This is a genomic window from Promicromonospora sp. NPDC023805 (assembly GCF_040639635.1).
Taxonomy (GTDB): domain Bacteria; phylum Actinomycetota; class Actinomycetes; order Actinomycetales; family Cellulomonadaceae; genus Promicromonospora.
The window spans coordinates 254,538-271,764 of the sequence record NZ_JBFAAH010000002.1 but is presented as its reverse complement, the minus strand read 5'-3'; the positions used below and the strand labels follow the sequence as shown (position 1 = coordinate 271,764).

The window sequence follows — 17,227 nt, the reverse complement described above, 5'->3', positions numbered from 1 at the left end:
CAACCGGGTCATCGCCCACGGCGTCGGCCCAACTGAACAGAAGGTAGAAACGCATGCCCCCGAAGAAGAAGGTCTCCGGCCTCATCAAGCTGCAGATCAACGCCGGTGCCGCGACGCCGGCTCCGCCGATCGGCCCCGCGCTCGGTCAGCACGGCGTGAACATCATGGAGTTCTGCAAGGCGTACAACGCCGCGACCGAGTCGCAGCGCGGCAACGTCGTCCCGGTCGAGATCACGGTGTACGAGGACCGCTCGTTCACGTTCATCACCAAGACCCCGCCGGCCGCAGAGCTGATCAAGAAGGCCGCCGGTGTGCCCAAGGGTTCGCCCACGCCGCACACGGTCAAGGTCGCGACGATCACCAAGGCTCAGGTCCGCGAGATCGCGACGACCAAGCTGGCGGACCTGAACGCGAACGACCTCGACGCCGCGTCGCTGATCATCGCGGGCACGGCCCGCTCCATGGGCATCACCGTCTCGGAGTGATTCCCCCGGGGCTGCTTCCAGCCCCGGACCGCACGAGGTGACCGGCGGACGTCGTCGGTCACCGCAGTGGCAGGGCCGACAGGCCCGCTACGACCACAAGGAGAGAGAACATGGCAAAGCGCAGCAAGGCGTACCTCGCCGCCGCAGAGAAGATCGACAGCGAGACGCTGTACGCGCCGCTGGACGCGATCCGTCTCGCCAAGGAGACCGCCACCGTCAAGTACGACGCGACCATCGAGGTCGCGTTCCGGCTGAGCGTCGACCCGCGCAAGGCGGACCAGATGGTCCGTGGCACGGTCAACCTGCCGAACGGCACGGGTAAGACCGCCAAGGTCATCGTGTTCGCCAACGCCGCCAAGGCGGAGGAGGCCCGCGCGGCCGGTGCCGACGAGGTCGGTGGCGACGAGCTGATCGAGAAGGTGGCCGCCGGCTACACCGACTTCGACGCGGCCGTCGCCACGCCGGACCTCATGGGCAAGGTCGGTCGCCTCGGTAAGGTGCTCGGCCCCCGCGGCCTCATGCCGAACCCGAAGACCGGCACCGTGACGATGGACGTGACCAAGGCTGTCACCGACATCAAGGGCGGCAAGATCGAGTTCCGCGTCGACAAGCACGCGAACCTGCACTTCATCATCGGCAAGGCCTCCTTCACGGAGATCCAGCTGCTGGAGAACTACGCGGCCGCGCTCGACGAGGTCCTCCGCCTCAAGCCGTCGTCGTCGAAGGGTCGCTACATCAGCAAGGCGACCATGGCCACGACGATGGGCCCCGGCATCCCGCTGGACCAGAGCAAGACCACCAAGCTCCTGGAAGACGTCTCGGCCTGATCCGAGTGCGCTCCTGAGCGCGAGAAGGCCCGCATCCCGCAAGGGGTGCGGGCCTTCTTGATTTGGGTTCAGCACGATGTATCGAACCGGGCTCCCGCCCCTCTTGTCATGTGAGCGGCATCGAGCCGACGCGCGCCGACGAGAGGGGAGTGCCTGATGGGCACAATGTTTTACCTCCCCGGATCCGGAAGCTCGGCCGTAGACTCGGTTGGTCCAAGTGGTTCACGTTCGGTATCGGACGTGGAAACATCCGCCAGCAGAGAATCCCGTGGTGCAATGACAGGATCAAGGGAGGCCCTGCCCGACGTCGACGGGCCCGGGCTCACGCTCGGCGATCGCGCTGCGATCGCCTTGACCGAGTACCGCGAGGGCAACCACCAGGCACTGGGTGATCTGGTCCGCGAGGCGACACCGCTCCTGTGGCACACGGTCCGCGCGCAGGGCGTCGGGCACGACGCCGCCGAGGACGTGGTGCAGAGCACCTGGGTCGCCCTCGTGCGTCACGCCGACTCGATAGCCGAGCCGAAGGCCGTGCTGAAGTGGCTCCTGGTGACGGCGAAGCGCGCCGCCTGGGAGGCCGTGCGCAAGCACCGTGACGACGAGAAGCGCCGCACCGAGCTCCCGGACGACAGCCCTGAGCACCCGATGGCCCTTCCTGCGAAGGATCCGCTGCCGGATGACGAGGTCCTGCGCGAGGAACGCGATCGCATCCTGTGGATGTCGCTCCAGCAACTACCCGGACGCTGCCAAGAGCTGCTGCGTCTGGTTTCGCTTGCCGACCGGCCGGACTACCGGCACATCTCGGCGGCGATCGGAATGCCGATGGGCTCCATCGGCTCGACTCGTGGCCGCTGCTTGGCGAAGCTTCGGACCATCCTCGACGAGCAGGGGGACTTCTCGTGGACGTGACGCCGGAACCGAACAAGGACGAAGAGGCCGTGGGGGACCTCTCGTACGACCCGAAGGGCATGCTCGACGCCGACGACGGGGCTGTGCTGACCCGTCTTGCCCAGCTGGTCGACGCGGTTGACCCGGTGCCGAGCGACCTCGTGGAGCGCTCGCTGTTCGCGATCACGCTGGCCGGCCTGGAGGCCGACCTGATGGAGGCCGTCTATCTCGACGCGCCGCTCGCAGGCGTCCGGGGGGCCGCCGCCGCAGCACGCGCAGACGACACGGCGCCCGCCGAGGCGAAGACGATCACCTTCACGCACGACTCGCTGACCGTCATGATCAGCCTGTCTCCGTCCGCTGGTGGCCGGGTACGGATCGACGGCTGGGCTGCTCCCGCGGCCGGGCTGGACGTGGAGCTGCACCGACCGGGGGCCGACGTCGTCACTGTCGCGTCCGACGAGGACGGCCGGTTTGCCTTCGACTCCGTCGAGCGTGGCCGCGCGAGCCTGGTGGTGCGCCGGACCGACGGCGGCGGCGGTGCGGTGAGCACGCCGGTGATCGAGCTTTGAATCTCTGACCTGTTGGATCTCTGACCCGGCTGTGGGGGCGCGGCGGGGTTAGCCGAGTGCGCCTATCGATGGAGAGGTACTGCTGTGAGTGAGCCCATGCCTGAGGCCGAGTCGCGTGTCCGAGACCACGACGGGGTCTGGCGCAGAACGCGTGACCTCGATCCTTCGACAGTAACGCCGCGACGAGGCGGCCGTGTCGCACCTACCCGCTATGTGGCTGACCGTCTCATCGTTCGCGGTGTGGACGATGCCGCCGCTGATGTCCTCGTTGCAGCAGTGCGCGAACGTGCCCGTGCACGTGGCCTCCAGCTCGAAGAGTCGGTGCTGGATGACGCGCCGTCCAGAGCGGTGGCCGAGCCGCTCACGCCTCGTCCGAGCATGGTGTTCAGGGTTACTGCGGGTGACGATGGCGCATCCGATGACGTGTGGGACCTGCTGGACGAGGTCGCTGACGCCGTTGACGACGAGCACCGGACGCGGATGTCGCTGGACCATGTGCTGACTGGGCATCAGCAATGGCAGGGTCACGGAGACCCGAACCAGCGCGTCCCTGCAGTGTTCCACGGTCCTCCGCCTCGTCGAGTACTCGCGGAGGGCAGCTCGCCGCTGGTTACGGCGGACGGAGTCCCAAGGCCGGTGGTGGCCGTGCTGGATACCGGGATCGGAGCGCACCCGTGGTTCGACGAACCGTCGCGGGTGGTTCTGCGAGGGGCCACCCTGGACGGCGTCCCGCTCGGGACGAGCGTCGAGGACGAGCCGTTGTACGACGCGGAGGTCCGCGGTCGGCGTTGGGACGAGGCGGCCCTTCTGGCCGCGTATGCGGGGCATGGCACCTTCATCGCCGGAGTCGTTCACCAGGTCTGCCCGGATGCGGCGATCCTCCCGGTGCGTATCTACGGCGGCGACGGGCAGGCGTCCGAGTGGGACGTAGCGCGCACCCTCGAGAAGGTGCTGGAGTTCCATCTTCGTGGGATCGCGGGAGTCCCGGGCCACCACCCGGTGGATGTCCTGGTGCTCAGCGGCGGCTACTACGCGGAGCAGACCGATTCGGACAGCGACTACGACGGGGTGCTCCGCGGAAGGCTGCGCGACCTTCGTCGCTCTGGAGTGCTTGTTGTGGTCTCCGCCGGCAACGATGGCTCGACGCGCCCTGTCTATCCTGCGGCATGGGCACCTCATGTCCGGCGGACGCCGGACGGGCTGGTTCCTCAGGTTCCGGAGGACATCCGGCCGGACTACACCCCGCTTCTTCCGGTCGCTGCCGGCAATCCTGATGGATCGCTTGCAAGGTTCAGCAACGACGGAGCATGGGTGAGCGCTGTACGGCCGGGAACGCTGGTGGTCAGCGCCATGCCGACAACTTTCGACGGAGCGGCGGAGTCGGAGCCGAGCGCCGACGGCATGCGCCACACGGTCGACCCCGACAACTTCGTGTCTGGCTTCGGACTCTGGAGCGGTACGTCGTTCGCGGCACCGGTCCTGGCCGGAGAACTGGCCAACGAGCTGCTGCAGAACCGTTCGGCCGCGTCGGAGTTGCTAGGCCAGACCTCCAACCCTGCGATAGCGTCACAGGTGCTTGCGGCGTGGACGGCAGTCGCGGGCGTGGACGGGCTCTATGAGGGAGTGCCTGTAGTCGTGTGATTCAGGGGAGCGTGACGGAGTGGGAGACGCGGACTGGTCGCGGCTCGAGCAGCGATACGAGTCAGCGCGAACGTTGAACGATCGCAAGCGGCCGGTCGAGGCGCTGTCTGCGTTCCGCACGCTCCTGCTGGAAGTCGACGCTACGCCTTCAGTCTCAGGTGAGACCGGAGTCCACAAGGCGCGCCTTACCGTTCGTGTGCTGCTCGGGCTCGCTCTTGCGTCGTTCGAGACCTCTGCTGATCGCCCGGGGACCCTGGCGCTACTGGAACGTGCCGAACTGGAAGCCTTGTCGGCACCGGGGCGGGTGCGCGCCGGCTTGGTGGGTCTGGTCTCGGGTCAGCGAGGGGTCCTCCTCCTGCGAGAGGGTAAGTATGCCGAGGCAGTCGACCGGATCACGACTTCCCTGTTGTCGCACGACCCGGAAGACCACCGCAGCAGAGCGATCGATCACCTCAATCGGGGCTACGCGATCTCACAGACAGGACGGCTGCAAGACGCGCTGAAGGACTACGAAGCTGCCCAGTTGCATGCGATGGAGGACGGGAATCCGCGCACCCGGTCATTCGCCCTCCACAACAGCGGGTATGTCCGTCACTTGCTGGGAGACCTGCCTGGAGCGCTGACGGCCATGGAGGAGGCTCTCCAGGTCGCACGGGACGGCGGGGCGGGAATCAACCAACTGGGTCGCGCCGAGGTGCTGTTCGAAGGCGGAATGGTTGCGGATGCTGAGAAGCTGCTTGGCTCCGCCGCAGTTGAACTCGTAGCCTCCAGTCTGCGTCCTGAACGGGCCGAGGCCGAGTACTACCGCGCCAGATGCCTACTGATCCTGCACCGATTCGATGAGGCCGCGACACTTGCGGTTACTGCGCGTCGACATTACGAGCAGGTCGGCCATAGCGCCCGCGCCACCCTCGCACGTGTCCTGGAGCTGGAGGCAGCACTCGCGCCCGCCCGCAGGAGCCGCACGGTCGCCCGAGGGGTGGCCCGCCGCCGAGCCCGCCAGGCGCTCGATGCCGCACGCGACGGAGATGCGGCCGGCCCGATCCTGGGCCAACATCCCGGCCACGCTGCTCGCCTGGTCGCGGCGCAGTGGTCCTTGCAAGCGGGCGACCTCGATACCGCTCGTGAAACGCTTGCTGAGCTGCCTCGTGGCCTCACGACGGCGCCCCTGACCATGCGGATACAGCACTACACGGCCCGCGCGGAGCTCGCGTTCGCGACGGGCGACCGCGCGAGAGGATTGCGTGCGGTGCGGTCAGGCTTGGGCCTGCTCGCCGATCACCGCGGCCGGCTCGGTTCGGTCGAGTCGGTCACAGCCGCGGCCACTCATGGCGTCGACCTGAACCGCATCGACGTCGACGCCGCGGTCGGCACAGGAAAACCGGCTGCCCTGTTCGATGCCCTAGAACGGGGGCGGGCGACATTCGCAGGCACCGGCCGAGTCACTCCGCCAGACGATCCGGAGGCCGCCGCGCTTCTCACCGAGGCGCGGGGCTTGCTCGCGAGGGCTCGGGAACTTGGCGCGGCTGAGGCGAAAGAGCGCGAGCGCCTCACTCACCGGGCGCGACGCATCCAGGACGAGGTCCGGGAGCGTTCATGGCGGCATGTGGGCAATGCGGGGGCAGTGCAGCGTCCTGCTACCGCCAGTGAGTTGCAGCGCGTACTCAGTCGGCGGGACAACTACGCCAACGTGGTGGTGAACTTCGCGGTCATCGACGGAATGATTCACTGCGTCCGGGTGGACGCCCAGACCGTGAAGACCATCGCGTTCGGCCCCGCAGAAGAGGTGACCGAACGCGTCCGCCGCCTGGGTGCCGACTTCGCCATGGCCGCCAACGACCTCATCCCCACACCCCTGCGAGCCGCCGCCAACGCCTCCCTGGCGCGCAACCTCAAGGTGCTCGACGACATCCTCCTCGCCCCGCTCCGCGCCGAGGGCGATCTCTACGTCGTTGCCCGCGAACCCCTCCTCAGCGTCCCCTGGACCGCGCTCCCGTCCCGCAGCGGCCTGCGCACCGCCGTCAACTCGTACGTCGCCCGCGGCCGCACCCACGCCCGCCCGAGCGGCAAGCGACGTCTGCTCGCAGCGGCGGGACCCAGCGTGCAGCACGGCACCGAGGAGGTCCAGGCGGTCGGCAGGCAGTGGCCGGGCGCAACCGTGCTGACCGGGGACGACGCCGTCACCGAGCACGTCCGCACGGCGCTCGCCACGCACGACGTCGTGCACCTCGCCACCCATGGCCAGCACGACGCGGACAACCCGCTGTTCGCGAGCATCGACCTCGCCGACGGCCCGCTGTTCGCCCACGAGCTCGACGGGACGCCGCTGCCTGGCTCGGTGGTGATCCTGTCCTCGTGCGAGGTCGGCGGCTCCACCCAGGTGCTCGGCGGCGAGGTGCTGGGCCTGACGTCGGTGCTCCTGCGTCTGGGCGCCCGCGCGGTCATCGCGTCTGTCGCCAAGCTCTCGGACGAGCTCGCCGCCCGGGTCATGCCGCTTCTGCACGCTCACCTGCGCGAAAGTGACGACCCGGAGGCGGCGCTCGCGGCGGCCCTCAAAGACGTGGCCGAGCCGGTGCCGTTGGTCTGCTTCAGCTCGGTCGAAGGGCTTGCGAATCGTTGACTAAGGTCGAGGATTGCCCCTATAATCCCTTGCGTCCGGTATGTCGAACTCCGCATGCAGCTGAGTTCATGTCGACGGGAGAATCTATGCGCCAGAACAACACCGGCTTCGGACGTCAGAACAAGCCGGGTGTCTAACACTTTCCGAATTGCGCTGTACCAGTCTCCTGGGCGATCGGGTCACCGAGGAGCCAGGATTCGATACAGCTAGTACCGGCCGGGGCGCCGAAACGCCCCGGCCGGGAGGCGGATCGTGATGGCCGTCTTTCCTTCTCGAATGGATCGCGACACCAATGAAGGTTGATGAGAGTGTGATCATTCGGCCTCTGTTGGCTGGCGATCTTGATAAAGTTGTTAAACTGGACGAGCAGGCTTTCGGTGACGATGCATGGCCCCGCGATTGGTTTGAAGAAATCGCCGATCACTCAGATTTTAAAGTCTATGTTGCAGAAATTGGTCGTGCAGAAACTCTGACTATTGCTGGCTACTGTGCATTGCAGGTGAAAGATGGGTACGGCGAAGTAGCAACAATCGGCGTGGGCAAATCCTTTCGGCGAGCTGGACTGGGCCGGAAGATGATGAGCGTGCTGGCTGACACTGCACGTACCTCGGGCCTGTCGCTTATCCGCCTCCGTTTGCGAACCGACAACGCGCATGCCAGGAAGTTGTACGAATCGCTCGGTTTCACGACCACTGGAATTGAGCGGGGCTACTACGAATCTGATGGCACGGACGCCGAGATAATGACCATCGACCTTTGATTGCGACCCATCCTACTGCTTGTACGTCGCGCAGTATTCCATGTATATGGAACTGCGACTCTGACCCGGTAACGACCCGGGGGTATTCGGCTGGCGAAGGTGTAGAGGGACTAGATGTCGTCTGAGGTTCTGGAGCCCGCAGAGGTAGAGCGCGTCTCTCCTCCATTCCGCCACGACCGGCTTGCTCATCTGTGGATCGTGACCAGGGCCATGTCTTCGGTGACCGATACCATCTGGGGTATTGGGCTCGCTTGGACAGCAGTGCAGGTCGGAAGCCCAGCGGCAGCCGGCGTCGTGTTAGCGGCAGGCACGATCCCTCGGGCCCTTCTACTGGTCCTGGGGGGTACGGTTGCTGATCGGTTTGACGTTCGCCGGGTGATGGTCGCGTCAAATATCGGACGATTGCTGGCACTGATGGCGGTCATCGTCGCTGCGACTTCGTCGGGCATCTCCTATCCGTTGTTGGTCGCCTCGGCGGCGTGCCTTGGGGCATGCGACGCACTGTACGAACCGGCGGCCTCGACCATTGCTCGCCAAATCGTCCATCCTTCGGATATTCCGTCCTACATTGGCATGTATCAGACCGTTGGGCGCCTCGGTGAACTGTTTGGTTCGGCTGCGGGAGGAATCGTGGTTGCGTACTGGGCCATTCAGGGGACTGCGCTCCTGAATGTTGTGGCCTTCGGTGGCGTGTTGTTGTTTGTCGCGTTCTACATGCCTCTGCGATATCCGATTGCGAAAGTTGCGTCTGGGTCGATGCTCCGGGACGCGTTCCAGAGCTTCACGCATCTGAAGGACGCTCCTGTGACGCGCACACTCGTGCTGTCACAGATGCTTCTGAATGTCTTCATTGTTCCGGCGCTCGGGCTTGGTGTCGCTCTCCGTACCCGGGAGCTCGGGATGGGGGCCGAAGTGGTTGGCTACGTTGGGGTGGCTGTTGGTATTGGCGCAACAATCGGTGCTTTGGGTTCGGTCCGCTTCAAGGCTAAACGTCCCGCGCTGACTGCTTACGGCCTGTTTGCTGTCGAGGGTCTTGCGATCGCTTTGCTTGGCGTCGGCGGGGTCGAGACATTGTTTGCTGGAGCTGTGGTGATGGGGCTCTGTGCAGGAGCTGCATCGGCGATGCTGGGCGCCGCATTTATCTCACAGATCAGGGCTGAATATACTGGCCGGATGATCGCACTCACCCGGCTCGGTGACGAAATCTTGATGCCGATCAGTACCGTTGTCTTTGGTCTAATTGCTGCCGGCACCTCCGCAACGATCGCTCTCGCCCTCTTCGGCCTGCTTATGGTGATCGCAATGTGTCTTCCGCTGACGAATGCGAAGATCCGGCGAATTGCGGTGCCGTGACAAGTTCGGCAAGTGTTGCGCGTGCAACTTATTGATGGGTCGAAATTTCATCCGTTGGTGAGGCCGGTCCCGGTAGCTTGCCGACGATGAGCGTTCGTGCTCCTGTCAGGGCTCCTTGTTCCTGCCGTTCACCGATGGATTGGCGCGTTGAGTCCCTGACCTGCGTCGTCGGTAAGTGCGGTGACAGCGAACACTTCACCCGCTAGCGTGTCGCCTGATGCCCCTGTGGGGGTGAAAGAACTAGGGGCGACATGTGGCCGGAACTCGAGGCGGAGCTGCTGGTCGCGCGGGACCTCAACTCCCGCTCGCGGCCGGGCGACGCTCTGCTGCGGTTCCGGAAGGTGCTCGACCGGCTTTGGGTCGTGGACCTCGCAGAGCTCGAGCCCGGAGACCACGAGCGCTGGGCGGAGGGCGTGGTGCGTTCCCTGACGGGGGAGGCGGTCGCCGTCCATGCGGTCGAGGACGCGCTCGACAAGCCGCTGGCCATCCTTCAGGACGCCGAGTCCCACGCCGAGTCGGCGCCACCGGCGGTCCGGGCGCGCCTCGCCGCCGTCGTCGAGGGGGCACGCGGCCTGCTCCTGCAGCGCTCCGGCCGGCTGACCGACGCCATGGCGGCCTTCGACAAGGTGCTCGCGGATCCGGGAGTGCTGCACGGGCGAGACCTCGCGACGGTGCTGCTCAACCGGGGCGCGACAGCCATCGAGTTGGGCCGGCTCGATGCGGCGCTCCGGGACTTCGACGTCTGCCACGAGCAGGCGGTGCGTGCCGGCACGCCCTCGATCGCATCCCTCGCCCTGCACAACACCGGCTTCGTGCGGTACGCGCTCGGCGACCTGCCCGGCGCGCTCCGGGCCATGGAAGCGGCCCGCGCCGTCGACCCGGAGCGGGCCGACGGCCTGCTCGACATCGGCCGTGGCGCCGTCCTCTACGAGGCAGGGCTGCTCGAGGACGCCGAGCGAGTGCTCACCCAGGCGATCTCCCGCATGGTCGGTCCTGGCCGCGCGCAGCACCGTGCGGAGGCCGAGTACTTCCGCGCCCGCTGCCTCATGGCACTGCACCGGTGGGACGAGGCCCGGTTCGCCGCGGCCTTCGTCCGGCAGTACTACGCCGGAGTAGGCCATCCGCAGCGTGCGGCGGTCGCCCGTGTCGCGGAGCTCGAGGCGATCCTCCTGCCGGTCCGGCGTGGCGAGGCGCCCGTGCCGGACGACGCGCGCGACCGTGCCGAGCAGGCCATCGAAGCGGCGGAGGCCGGCGACGAGGTGGACCCGCTCCTCGGACAGCACCCAGGTCTGGCCGCGCGGTTCGTCGCCGCACACTGGTACCTCCTGGCCGACGACGCCGTCGCCGCCCGCGCCGTGCTCGACAACGTCCCGGACGGCATCGCCGACGCTCCGCTGACCACGCGGATCCAGCAGCAGACGGTGCTCGCCCAGCTCGCCTTCGCGTCAGGAGACCGGGACGCCGGAGTCGCCGCCGTCCGGACCGGCTTCGGCCTGCTCGCTGACCACAGCCTGGGGCTCGGATCCGTGGAGTCGGTGACCGCCGCCGCCGTCCACGGCGTCGACCTGCAGCGCACCGACGTCGCGGCCGCCGTGCGGACCGGCCTGCCCGACGCGCTGTTCGAGGCGGTCGAACGCGGGCGTGCCACGTTCGCGGGGGTGGGCGCCGCCGCGGCGCCGGATGACCCCGCCGTGCGCGCACTCGTCACGGAGGCCCGGGGCCTCGCCGCCCGGGCCCGCACCCTCACGGACCGCGAGAGCGCCCCCGAGCGAGGCCACCTGTTCCAACGCTCCGGCAGGCTCCTGGCGACGGCCCGCGAACGTGCCTGGCACCGCACGGGTGCCGAGAAGGCCGCGGCCGAGGAACGCCCCGCCACCGTCGCGGACGTGCGGAACCTGCTCGCCACCCGCGACGACGGCGCAGTGGTCGCCAACTACCTGGTGCTCGACGGCGTCCTCCGGTGCGTCCGCGTGGACGCGGACGGTGCGCGCACCGTGGAGCTGGGCCCACGGGCCGACGTCGCCGAACGGGTGCTACGCGCACGGGCCGACCTCGGCGTGTGCGCCAACGACCTGGTGCCAACGGCCCTGCGCGCCGCCGCCCGGCGCTCCCTGACCCGCAACCTGAACGCCCTCGATGAACTCCTCGCCATACCGCTGGAGGCGGACGGCTCGTTGTACGTCGTCGGCCGGGACCCGCTCGTCGGGGTGCCGTGGACGGCTCTCCCGTCCCGCAGGGGCAGGCGCACCACCACGCGCTCCTACGTCGCACGGGGCCGGGCCCACGCGCGGCCGGGGGAGGGGCACCGGCTCCTCGCGGCGCACGGCCCGGGCGTGACCCTCGGCGCGAGCGAGGTGCGAGCGGTGGGCGACATGTGGCCGGGAGCGACGGTCCTCACCGGCCTCGCGGCCACGACGACCGCGGTACGCGAGGCGCTCGCCACGCACGACATCGTGCACCTGGCCACCCACGGCAGGCACGACGCCGACAACCCGCTCTTCGCCTCCATCGACCTGGCCGACGGACCGCTCTTCGCGCACGAGCTCGACGGCACCCGGCTGCCCGGATCGGTGGTGATCCTGTCGGCGTGCGAGGTAGGCGGTTCCTCCCAGGTGGTCGGGGGAGAGGTCCTGGGCCTGACGTCGGTCCTCCTGCGCCTCGGCGCCCGCGCCGTCGTCGCGGCGGTCGCCCCGCTGTCGGACGCCGTCGCCGCCCGCGTCATGCCGCGCTTCCACGCGCACCTGCGGGCCACCGACGACCCGGAGGCCGCGCTCGCCGCGGCGCTCGCGGACGAGACGGAGCCGGCGCCGCTGGTGTGCTTCGGTTCCCTGGAGGGGCTGGAGCGCTGACGCTCGCAGAGCGACCGCCGTCGGGCAGCGTGTGGCGAGGGCCACCGCCTGCCGATTCGGTACCGCCCACGGGGCCGTGTTACCTTAGCAACGTAACCCAAGACCGCCGGTTGTCCGACGCTGCTCTCTTGCAGAGCGGAAGAAGACCGAAGTCCCGCTGAGAGCGGGGGCCTGCGCAGGTAACGAACTCGAGTGCGGTCCTGCCGCGCGAACCGAGCCCCGTGCACCTGCGCCGGGGCTCTTTCTCATTTTCCGGGGCACGCCCGGGGCATCTGCCCCAGGGACGGTGGTACCACCACCGGAAGGATTGCCATGGCGAGGCCGGACAAGGCAGCCGCAGTCGCAGAGATCGCGGGCAAGTTCCGCGACTCCAACGCGGCCGTGCTGACCGAGTACCGCGGGCTCACCGTCGCGCAGCTCAAGGAGCTGCGTCGGTCGCTCAGCGGCAACGCAACCTACGCCGTGGTGAAGAACACGCTGACGGGGATCGCGGCCAAGGAGGCCGGTGTCGAGGGTCTCGACGCCGACCTGAAGGGCCCGTCCGCCATCGCATTCGTGACCGGGGACCCGGTCACGGCTGCGAAGGGTCTGCGTGACTTCGCCAAGGCGAACCCTGCTCTGGTCATCAAGGGTGGCGTGCTCGACGGCCGCCCGATGTCCGCTGCAGAGATCACGAAGCTCGCGGACCTCGAGTCCCGCGAGGTTCTGCTGGCCAAGGTGGCCGGCGGTCTGAAGGCCACGCTGACGCGTGCTGCTTACGCCTTCACCGCCAAGCCCGCCCAGGTCGCTCGCGTTATCGATGCCCTGCGTCAGAAGCAGGAGTCGGAGGGCGCTGCCGCCTGATCAGGCGGTAGCGCTAGAACAAAAACCCCCTGCTTCTCGCGGGCCGCACCGGTCCGCGAAGCGCCTACTGAAAGGAACGCCATCATGGCGAAGCTCTCCACCGACGAGCTCCTGTCCGCCTTCGAGGAGCTCACGCTCATCGAGCTGTCCGACTTCGTGAAGGCCTTCGAGGACAAGTTCGACGTCACCGCTGCCGCTCCGGTCGCCGCTGCCGCTGCCGGCCCGGCCGTCGCCGCCGAGGCCGTGGAGGAGAAGACGGAGTTCGACGTCATCCTCGAGGCTGCTGGTGACAAGAAGATCCAGGTCATCAAGGAGGTGCGCGCGCTCACGTCCCTCGGTCTCAAGGAGGCCAAGGACCTGGTCGACGGCGCACCGAAGCCGGTTCTCGAGGCTGCCGACAAGGACGCCGCCGAGAAGGCAAAGGCTGCCCTCGAGGGCGCCGGCGCCACCGTCACCATCAAGTGACCTCAGGCTCCACCGCCTTCGGGCTGGTGTGACGGCGGCCCGGGCTCGTCCCGGGCGCCGTCCGCCGACTGCAGAGGCCCGCATCCCTTGGGGTGCGGGCCTCTCGTTTTCACCCACGTCAGCCGCAGCGTCGCGGCAGTGCGGCCGACCGTGCGGATACGCAACGATTCGAGGATTATTGCGGTCTCGGCGTGCACGTAGTAGGGCGACTGGACATACTAGAACCAGATAGGTATGCTAGCGCTTTGCGCCCGCGTGTGCCCTCGACGGCTCCCCCTGCTTCCCGAAAGTCCTTGTCGCATCCCCTCTTGTGGGATGCCCTCCGGCGACCGGTGAAGTCCGGCAGAGCTTCCTGCAGCACCGCAGAGCGTACAGCGTTCACCCGAACTGCAGGGAAGGACCCCTCTTGGCTGCCTCGCGCACCCCTTCAGCTCCGTCCGCCGAAGCCATTGCGAACCGTACCGCTTCCCGTCGCGTTTCCTTCGCAAAGATCTATGAGCCACTCGAGGTCCCCGACCTGCTTGGCCTTCAGACCGAAAGCTTCGACTGGCTCCTTGGTAACCCAGCCTGGCAGGCCAGGGTAGAAATTGCCAAGACGGCTGGCCGTAATGATGTCCCGGAAACTTCGGGCCTCGAGGAGATCTTCGAGGAGATCTCCCCGATCGAGGACTTCGGCTCCTCGATGTCCCTCTCCTTCTCGAACCACCGCTTCGAGCCGCCGAAGTACACGGCGGACGAGTGCAAGGAGAAGGACTTCACCTACGCGGCCCCGCTGTTCGTCACCGCGGAGTTCGTCAACTACACCACCGGTGAGATCAAGAGCCAGACCGTCTTCATGGGCGACTTCCCGCTCATGACGGCCCGCGGCACCTTCATCATCAACGGCACCGAGCGCGTCGTCGTCTCCCAGCTGGTGCGTTCGCCGGGCGTCTACTTCGAGCGCACCCCGGACAAGACCAGCGACAAGGACGTCTTCTCCGCGAAAATCATCCCGTCGCGTGGTGCCTGGCTCGAGTTCGAGATCGACAAGCGCGATGCCGTCGGCGTCCGCGTCGACCGCAAGCGCAAGCAGTCCGTCACGGTGCTGCTCAAGGCCCTCGGCATGAGCGAGGCGGAGATCCGCGAGGAGTTCGCCGAGTTCCCGTCGGTGCTCGACACCCTCGAGAAGGACCACGTCCACACCGAGGACGAGGCTCTTGTGGACCTGTACCGCAAGATCCGCCCGGGCGAGCCGCCCACGGTCGAGGCCGGTCGCGCGCTGCTCGAGAACTTCTACTTCAACCCGAAGCGTTACGACCTCGCGAAGGTCGGCCGCTACAAGGCGAACAAGAAGCTCGGTGTCGACGCACAGCTGGCCGAGTCCACGCTGTCGCTGACCGACGTCGTGGCGACGATCAAGTACCTCGCCGCCCTGCACGCCGACAAGCAGATCCTCTCGGGGATGCGCAACGGCAAGCCGGTCGAGGTGCGCGTAGAGGTCGACGACATCGACCACTTCGGCAACCGCCGTATCCGCGCCGTGGGTGAGCTCATCCAGAACCAGGTGCGTACGGGTCTGTCCCGCATGGAGCGCGTCGTTCGCGAGCGCATGACCACGCAGGACGTCGAGGCCATCACGCCGCAGACGCTGATCAACATCCGTCCGGTCGTCGCGTCGATCCGTGAGTTCTTCGGCACGTCGCAGCTGTCGCAGTTCATGGACCAGAACAACCCCCTGGCCGGTCTGACGCACAAGCGTCGTCTGAACGCGCTGGGCCCGGGTGGTCTGTCCCGCGACCGCGCCGGTATGGAGGTCCGTGACGTCCACCCGTCGCACTACGGCCGCATGTGCCCGATCGAGACCCCTGAGGGTCCGAACATCGGTCTGATCGGTTCGCTCGCGTCGTTCGGTCGCATCAACCCGTTCGGCTTCATCGAGACGCCGTACCGCAAGGTCGAGAACGGCAAGGTCACCGACAACATCGAGTACCTGACGGCCGATGACGAGGACCGCTACATCATCGCGCAGGCGAACACGCCCCTGCTCGAGGACGGCACGTTCGTCCTCGACCGCGTGCTCGTCCGCACCAAGGGTGGCGAGACCAACGACATCCCGGGTGCCGAGATCGACTACATGGACGTCTCGCCGCGCCAGATGGTGTCGGTCGCGACTGCCCTGATCCCGTTCCTCGAGCACGACGACGCAAACCGCGCCCTCATGGGTGCGAACATGCAGCGCCAGGCGGTGCCGCTGGTCCGGTCCGAGGCCCCCGTGGTCGGTACCGGCATGGAGCGCCGTGCGGCGGTCGACGCCGGCGACGTCATCGTGGCGACCAAGCCCGGTGTTGTCACCGAGGTCTCGGCCGACCTGGTGCTCGTGGCGAACGACGACGGCACGACGGGCTCGTACCGCGTGCACAAGTTCGTGCGCTCGAACCAGGGCACGAGCTACAACCAGCGCGTGCTGGTCGACGAGGGTGCGCGGGTCGAGGTCGGCTCCGTGCTAGCCGACGGCCCGGCCACGGACGAGGGCGAGCTCGCGCTCGGCCGCAACCTGCTGGTCGCGTTCATGTCGTGGGAGGGCCACAACTACGAGGACGCGATCATCCTGTCGCAGCGCCTCGTGGAGGACGACGTCCTCTCCTCGATCCACATCGAGGAGCACGAGGTCGACGCTCGCGACACCAAGCTCGGCCCGGAGGAGATCACGCGGGACATCCCGAACGTCTCCGAGGAGGTCCTCGCGGACCTCGACGAGCGCGGCGTGATCCGCATCGGTGCCGAGGTCGGCGCGGGCGACATCCTGGTCGGCAAGGTCACCCCCAAGGGTGAGACCGAGCTGACCCCGGAGGAGCGCCTGCTCCGCGCCATCTTCGGTGAGAAGGCGCGCGAGGTGCGCGACACCTCGCTCAAGGTTCCCCACGGCGAGCAGGGCACGGTCATCGCGGTGCGCGAGTTCAACCGGGAGGACGGCGACGAGCTGCCCGCCGGCGTGAACCAGCTGGTGCGCGTCTACATCGCGCAGCGCCGCAAGATCACCGTCGGTGACAAGCTGGCCGGCCGCCACGGCAACAAGGGCGTCATCTCGAAGATCCTCCCGCAGGAGGACATGCCGTTCCTCGAGGACGGCACGCCGGTCGACGTCGTCCTGAACCCCCTGGGTGTGCCGGGCCGGATGAACGTCGGTCAGGTGCTGGAGACCCACCTCGGGTGGATCGCCAAGCAGGGCTGGGACGTCTCGCTGGCCGACGACAAGGGTGGGGAGTGGCTGCAGAGCCTCCCCGAGGTCGCTCACACGAGCGAGCCGGGCCGCCCTGTCGCCACGCCGGTCTTCGACGGCCTGGAGGAGGTCGCGCTCCGCGGTCTCTTCGGGGCCACCCTGCCCAACCGTGACGGCCAGCGCATGGTCAACCACGACGGCAAGGCGATGCTGTTCGACGGCCGCTCCGGCGAGCCGTTCCCCGAGGCCGTCTCCACCGGCTACATGTACATCCTGAAGCTGCACCACCTGGTCGACGACAAGATCCACGCGCGTTCGACCGGTCCGTACTCGATGATCACGCAGCAGCCGCTGGGTGGTAAGGCGCAGTTCGGTGGTCAGCGGTTCGGTGAGATGGAGGTCTGGGCACTCGAGGCGTACGGCGCCGCGTACACGCTCCAGGAGCTGCTCACCATCAAGTCCGACGACGTCCCGGGCCGCGTGAAGGTCTACGAGGCGATCGTCAAGGGCGAGAACATCCCCGACTCGGGCATCCCGGAGTCCTTCAAGGTCCTTCTCAAGGAGATGCAGTCGCTGTGCCTGAACGTCGAGGTGCTCTCGAGCGACGGCAGCCACATCGAGATGAAGGAGTCGGACGACGAGGTGTACCGCGCCGCTGAGGAGCTCGGCATCGACCTCTCGAGGCGGCCGAACGCCGCCTCCAGCGTCGACGAGATCTGACACCG

The 17,227-nt window shown here is 67.5% G+C and carries 12 protein-coding genes; all 12 read left to right on the top strand.

Annotation, left to right across the window (positions count from 1 at the left end):
• The first annotated feature begins 53 nt into the window (after window positions 1-53).
• On the top strand, window positions 54-485 hold the full coding sequence (gene rplK, locus AB0F70_RS04655) for a 50S ribosomal protein L11 (RefSeq protein ID WP_357443993.1): 432 nt from the start codon (window positions 54-56) through the stop codon (window positions 483-485).
• A gap of 110 nt (window positions 486-595) precedes the next feature.
• Window positions 596-1,312, top strand: coding sequence for a 50S ribosomal protein L1 (gene rplA / locus AB0F70_RS04650; protein ID WP_357443991.1), 717 nt, complete (start codon window positions 596-598; stop codon window positions 1,310-1,312).
• A 276-nt stretch (window positions 1,313-1,588) separates the two neighbouring features.
• Window positions 1,589-2,221 (top strand): sigma-70 family RNA polymerase sigma factor, encoded by a 633-nt coding sequence (locus AB0F70_RS04645; RefSeq protein ID WP_357443990.1) that lies wholly within the window; start codon window positions 1,589-1,591, stop codon window positions 2,219-2,221.
• A complete protein-coding gene (locus AB0F70_RS04640) occupies window positions 2,212-2,772 on the top strand; it encodes a hypothetical protein (RefSeq protein ID WP_357443988.1) in 561 nt (186 codons plus the stop codon). The genes AB0F70_RS04645 and AB0F70_RS04640 overlap by 10 nt, the downstream gene beginning before the upstream one ends.
• 96 nt (window positions 2,773-2,868) lie before the next feature.
• Window positions 2,869-4,413 carry a S8 family serine peptidase gene (locus AB0F70_RS04635; protein ID WP_357444075.1) on the top strand — a complete coding sequence of 515 codons (1,545 nt, stop codon included), beginning with the start codon at window positions 2,869-2,871 and terminating at the stop codon, window positions 4,411-4,413.
• A gap of 73 nt (window positions 4,414-4,486) precedes the next feature.
• Window positions 4,487-7,033 carry a CHAT domain-containing protein gene (locus tag AB0F70_RS04630; RefSeq protein WP_357443986.1) on the top strand — a complete coding sequence of 849 codons (2,547 nt, stop codon included), beginning with the start codon at window positions 4,487-4,489 and terminating at the stop codon, window positions 7,031-7,033.
• Between the two features lie 292 nt (window positions 7,034-7,325).
• Window positions 7,326-7,793 carry a GNAT family N-acetyltransferase gene (locus AB0F70_RS04625; protein WP_357443984.1) on the top strand — a complete coding sequence of 156 codons (468 nt, stop codon included), beginning with the start codon at window positions 7,326-7,328 and terminating at the stop codon, window positions 7,791-7,793.
• A 114-nt stretch (window positions 7,794-7,907) separates the two neighbouring features.
• A complete protein-coding gene (locus AB0F70_RS04620) occupies window positions 7,908-9,146 on the top strand; it encodes an MFS transporter (protein ID WP_357443982.1) in 1,239 nt (412 codons plus the stop codon).
• A 251-nt stretch (window positions 9,147-9,397) separates the two neighbouring features.
• A complete protein-coding gene (locus AB0F70_RS04615; RefSeq protein WP_357443980.1) occupies window positions 9,398-11,995 on the top strand; it encodes a CHAT domain-containing protein in 2,598 nt (865 codons plus the stop codon).
• A 312-nt stretch (window positions 11,996-12,307) separates the two neighbouring features.
• Window positions 12,308-12,838, top strand: coding sequence for a 50S ribosomal protein L10 (gene rplJ, locus AB0F70_RS04610; protein WP_357443978.1), 531 nt, complete (start codon window positions 12,308-12,310; stop codon window positions 12,836-12,838).
• 84 nt (window positions 12,839-12,922) lie between these two features.
• Window positions 12,923-13,303 (top strand): 50S ribosomal protein L7/L12, encoded by a 381-nt coding sequence (rplL, locus tag AB0F70_RS04605; RefSeq protein WP_357443976.1) that lies wholly within the window; start codon window positions 12,923-12,925, stop codon window positions 13,301-13,303.
• A gap of 406 nt (window positions 13,304-13,709) precedes the next feature.
• A complete protein-coding gene (gene rpoB / locus AB0F70_RS04600) occupies window positions 13,710-17,222 on the top strand; it encodes a DNA-directed RNA polymerase subunit beta (RefSeq protein WP_357443974.1) in 3,513 nt (1,170 codons plus the stop codon).
• Window positions 17,223-17,227 lie beyond the last annotated feature (5 nt).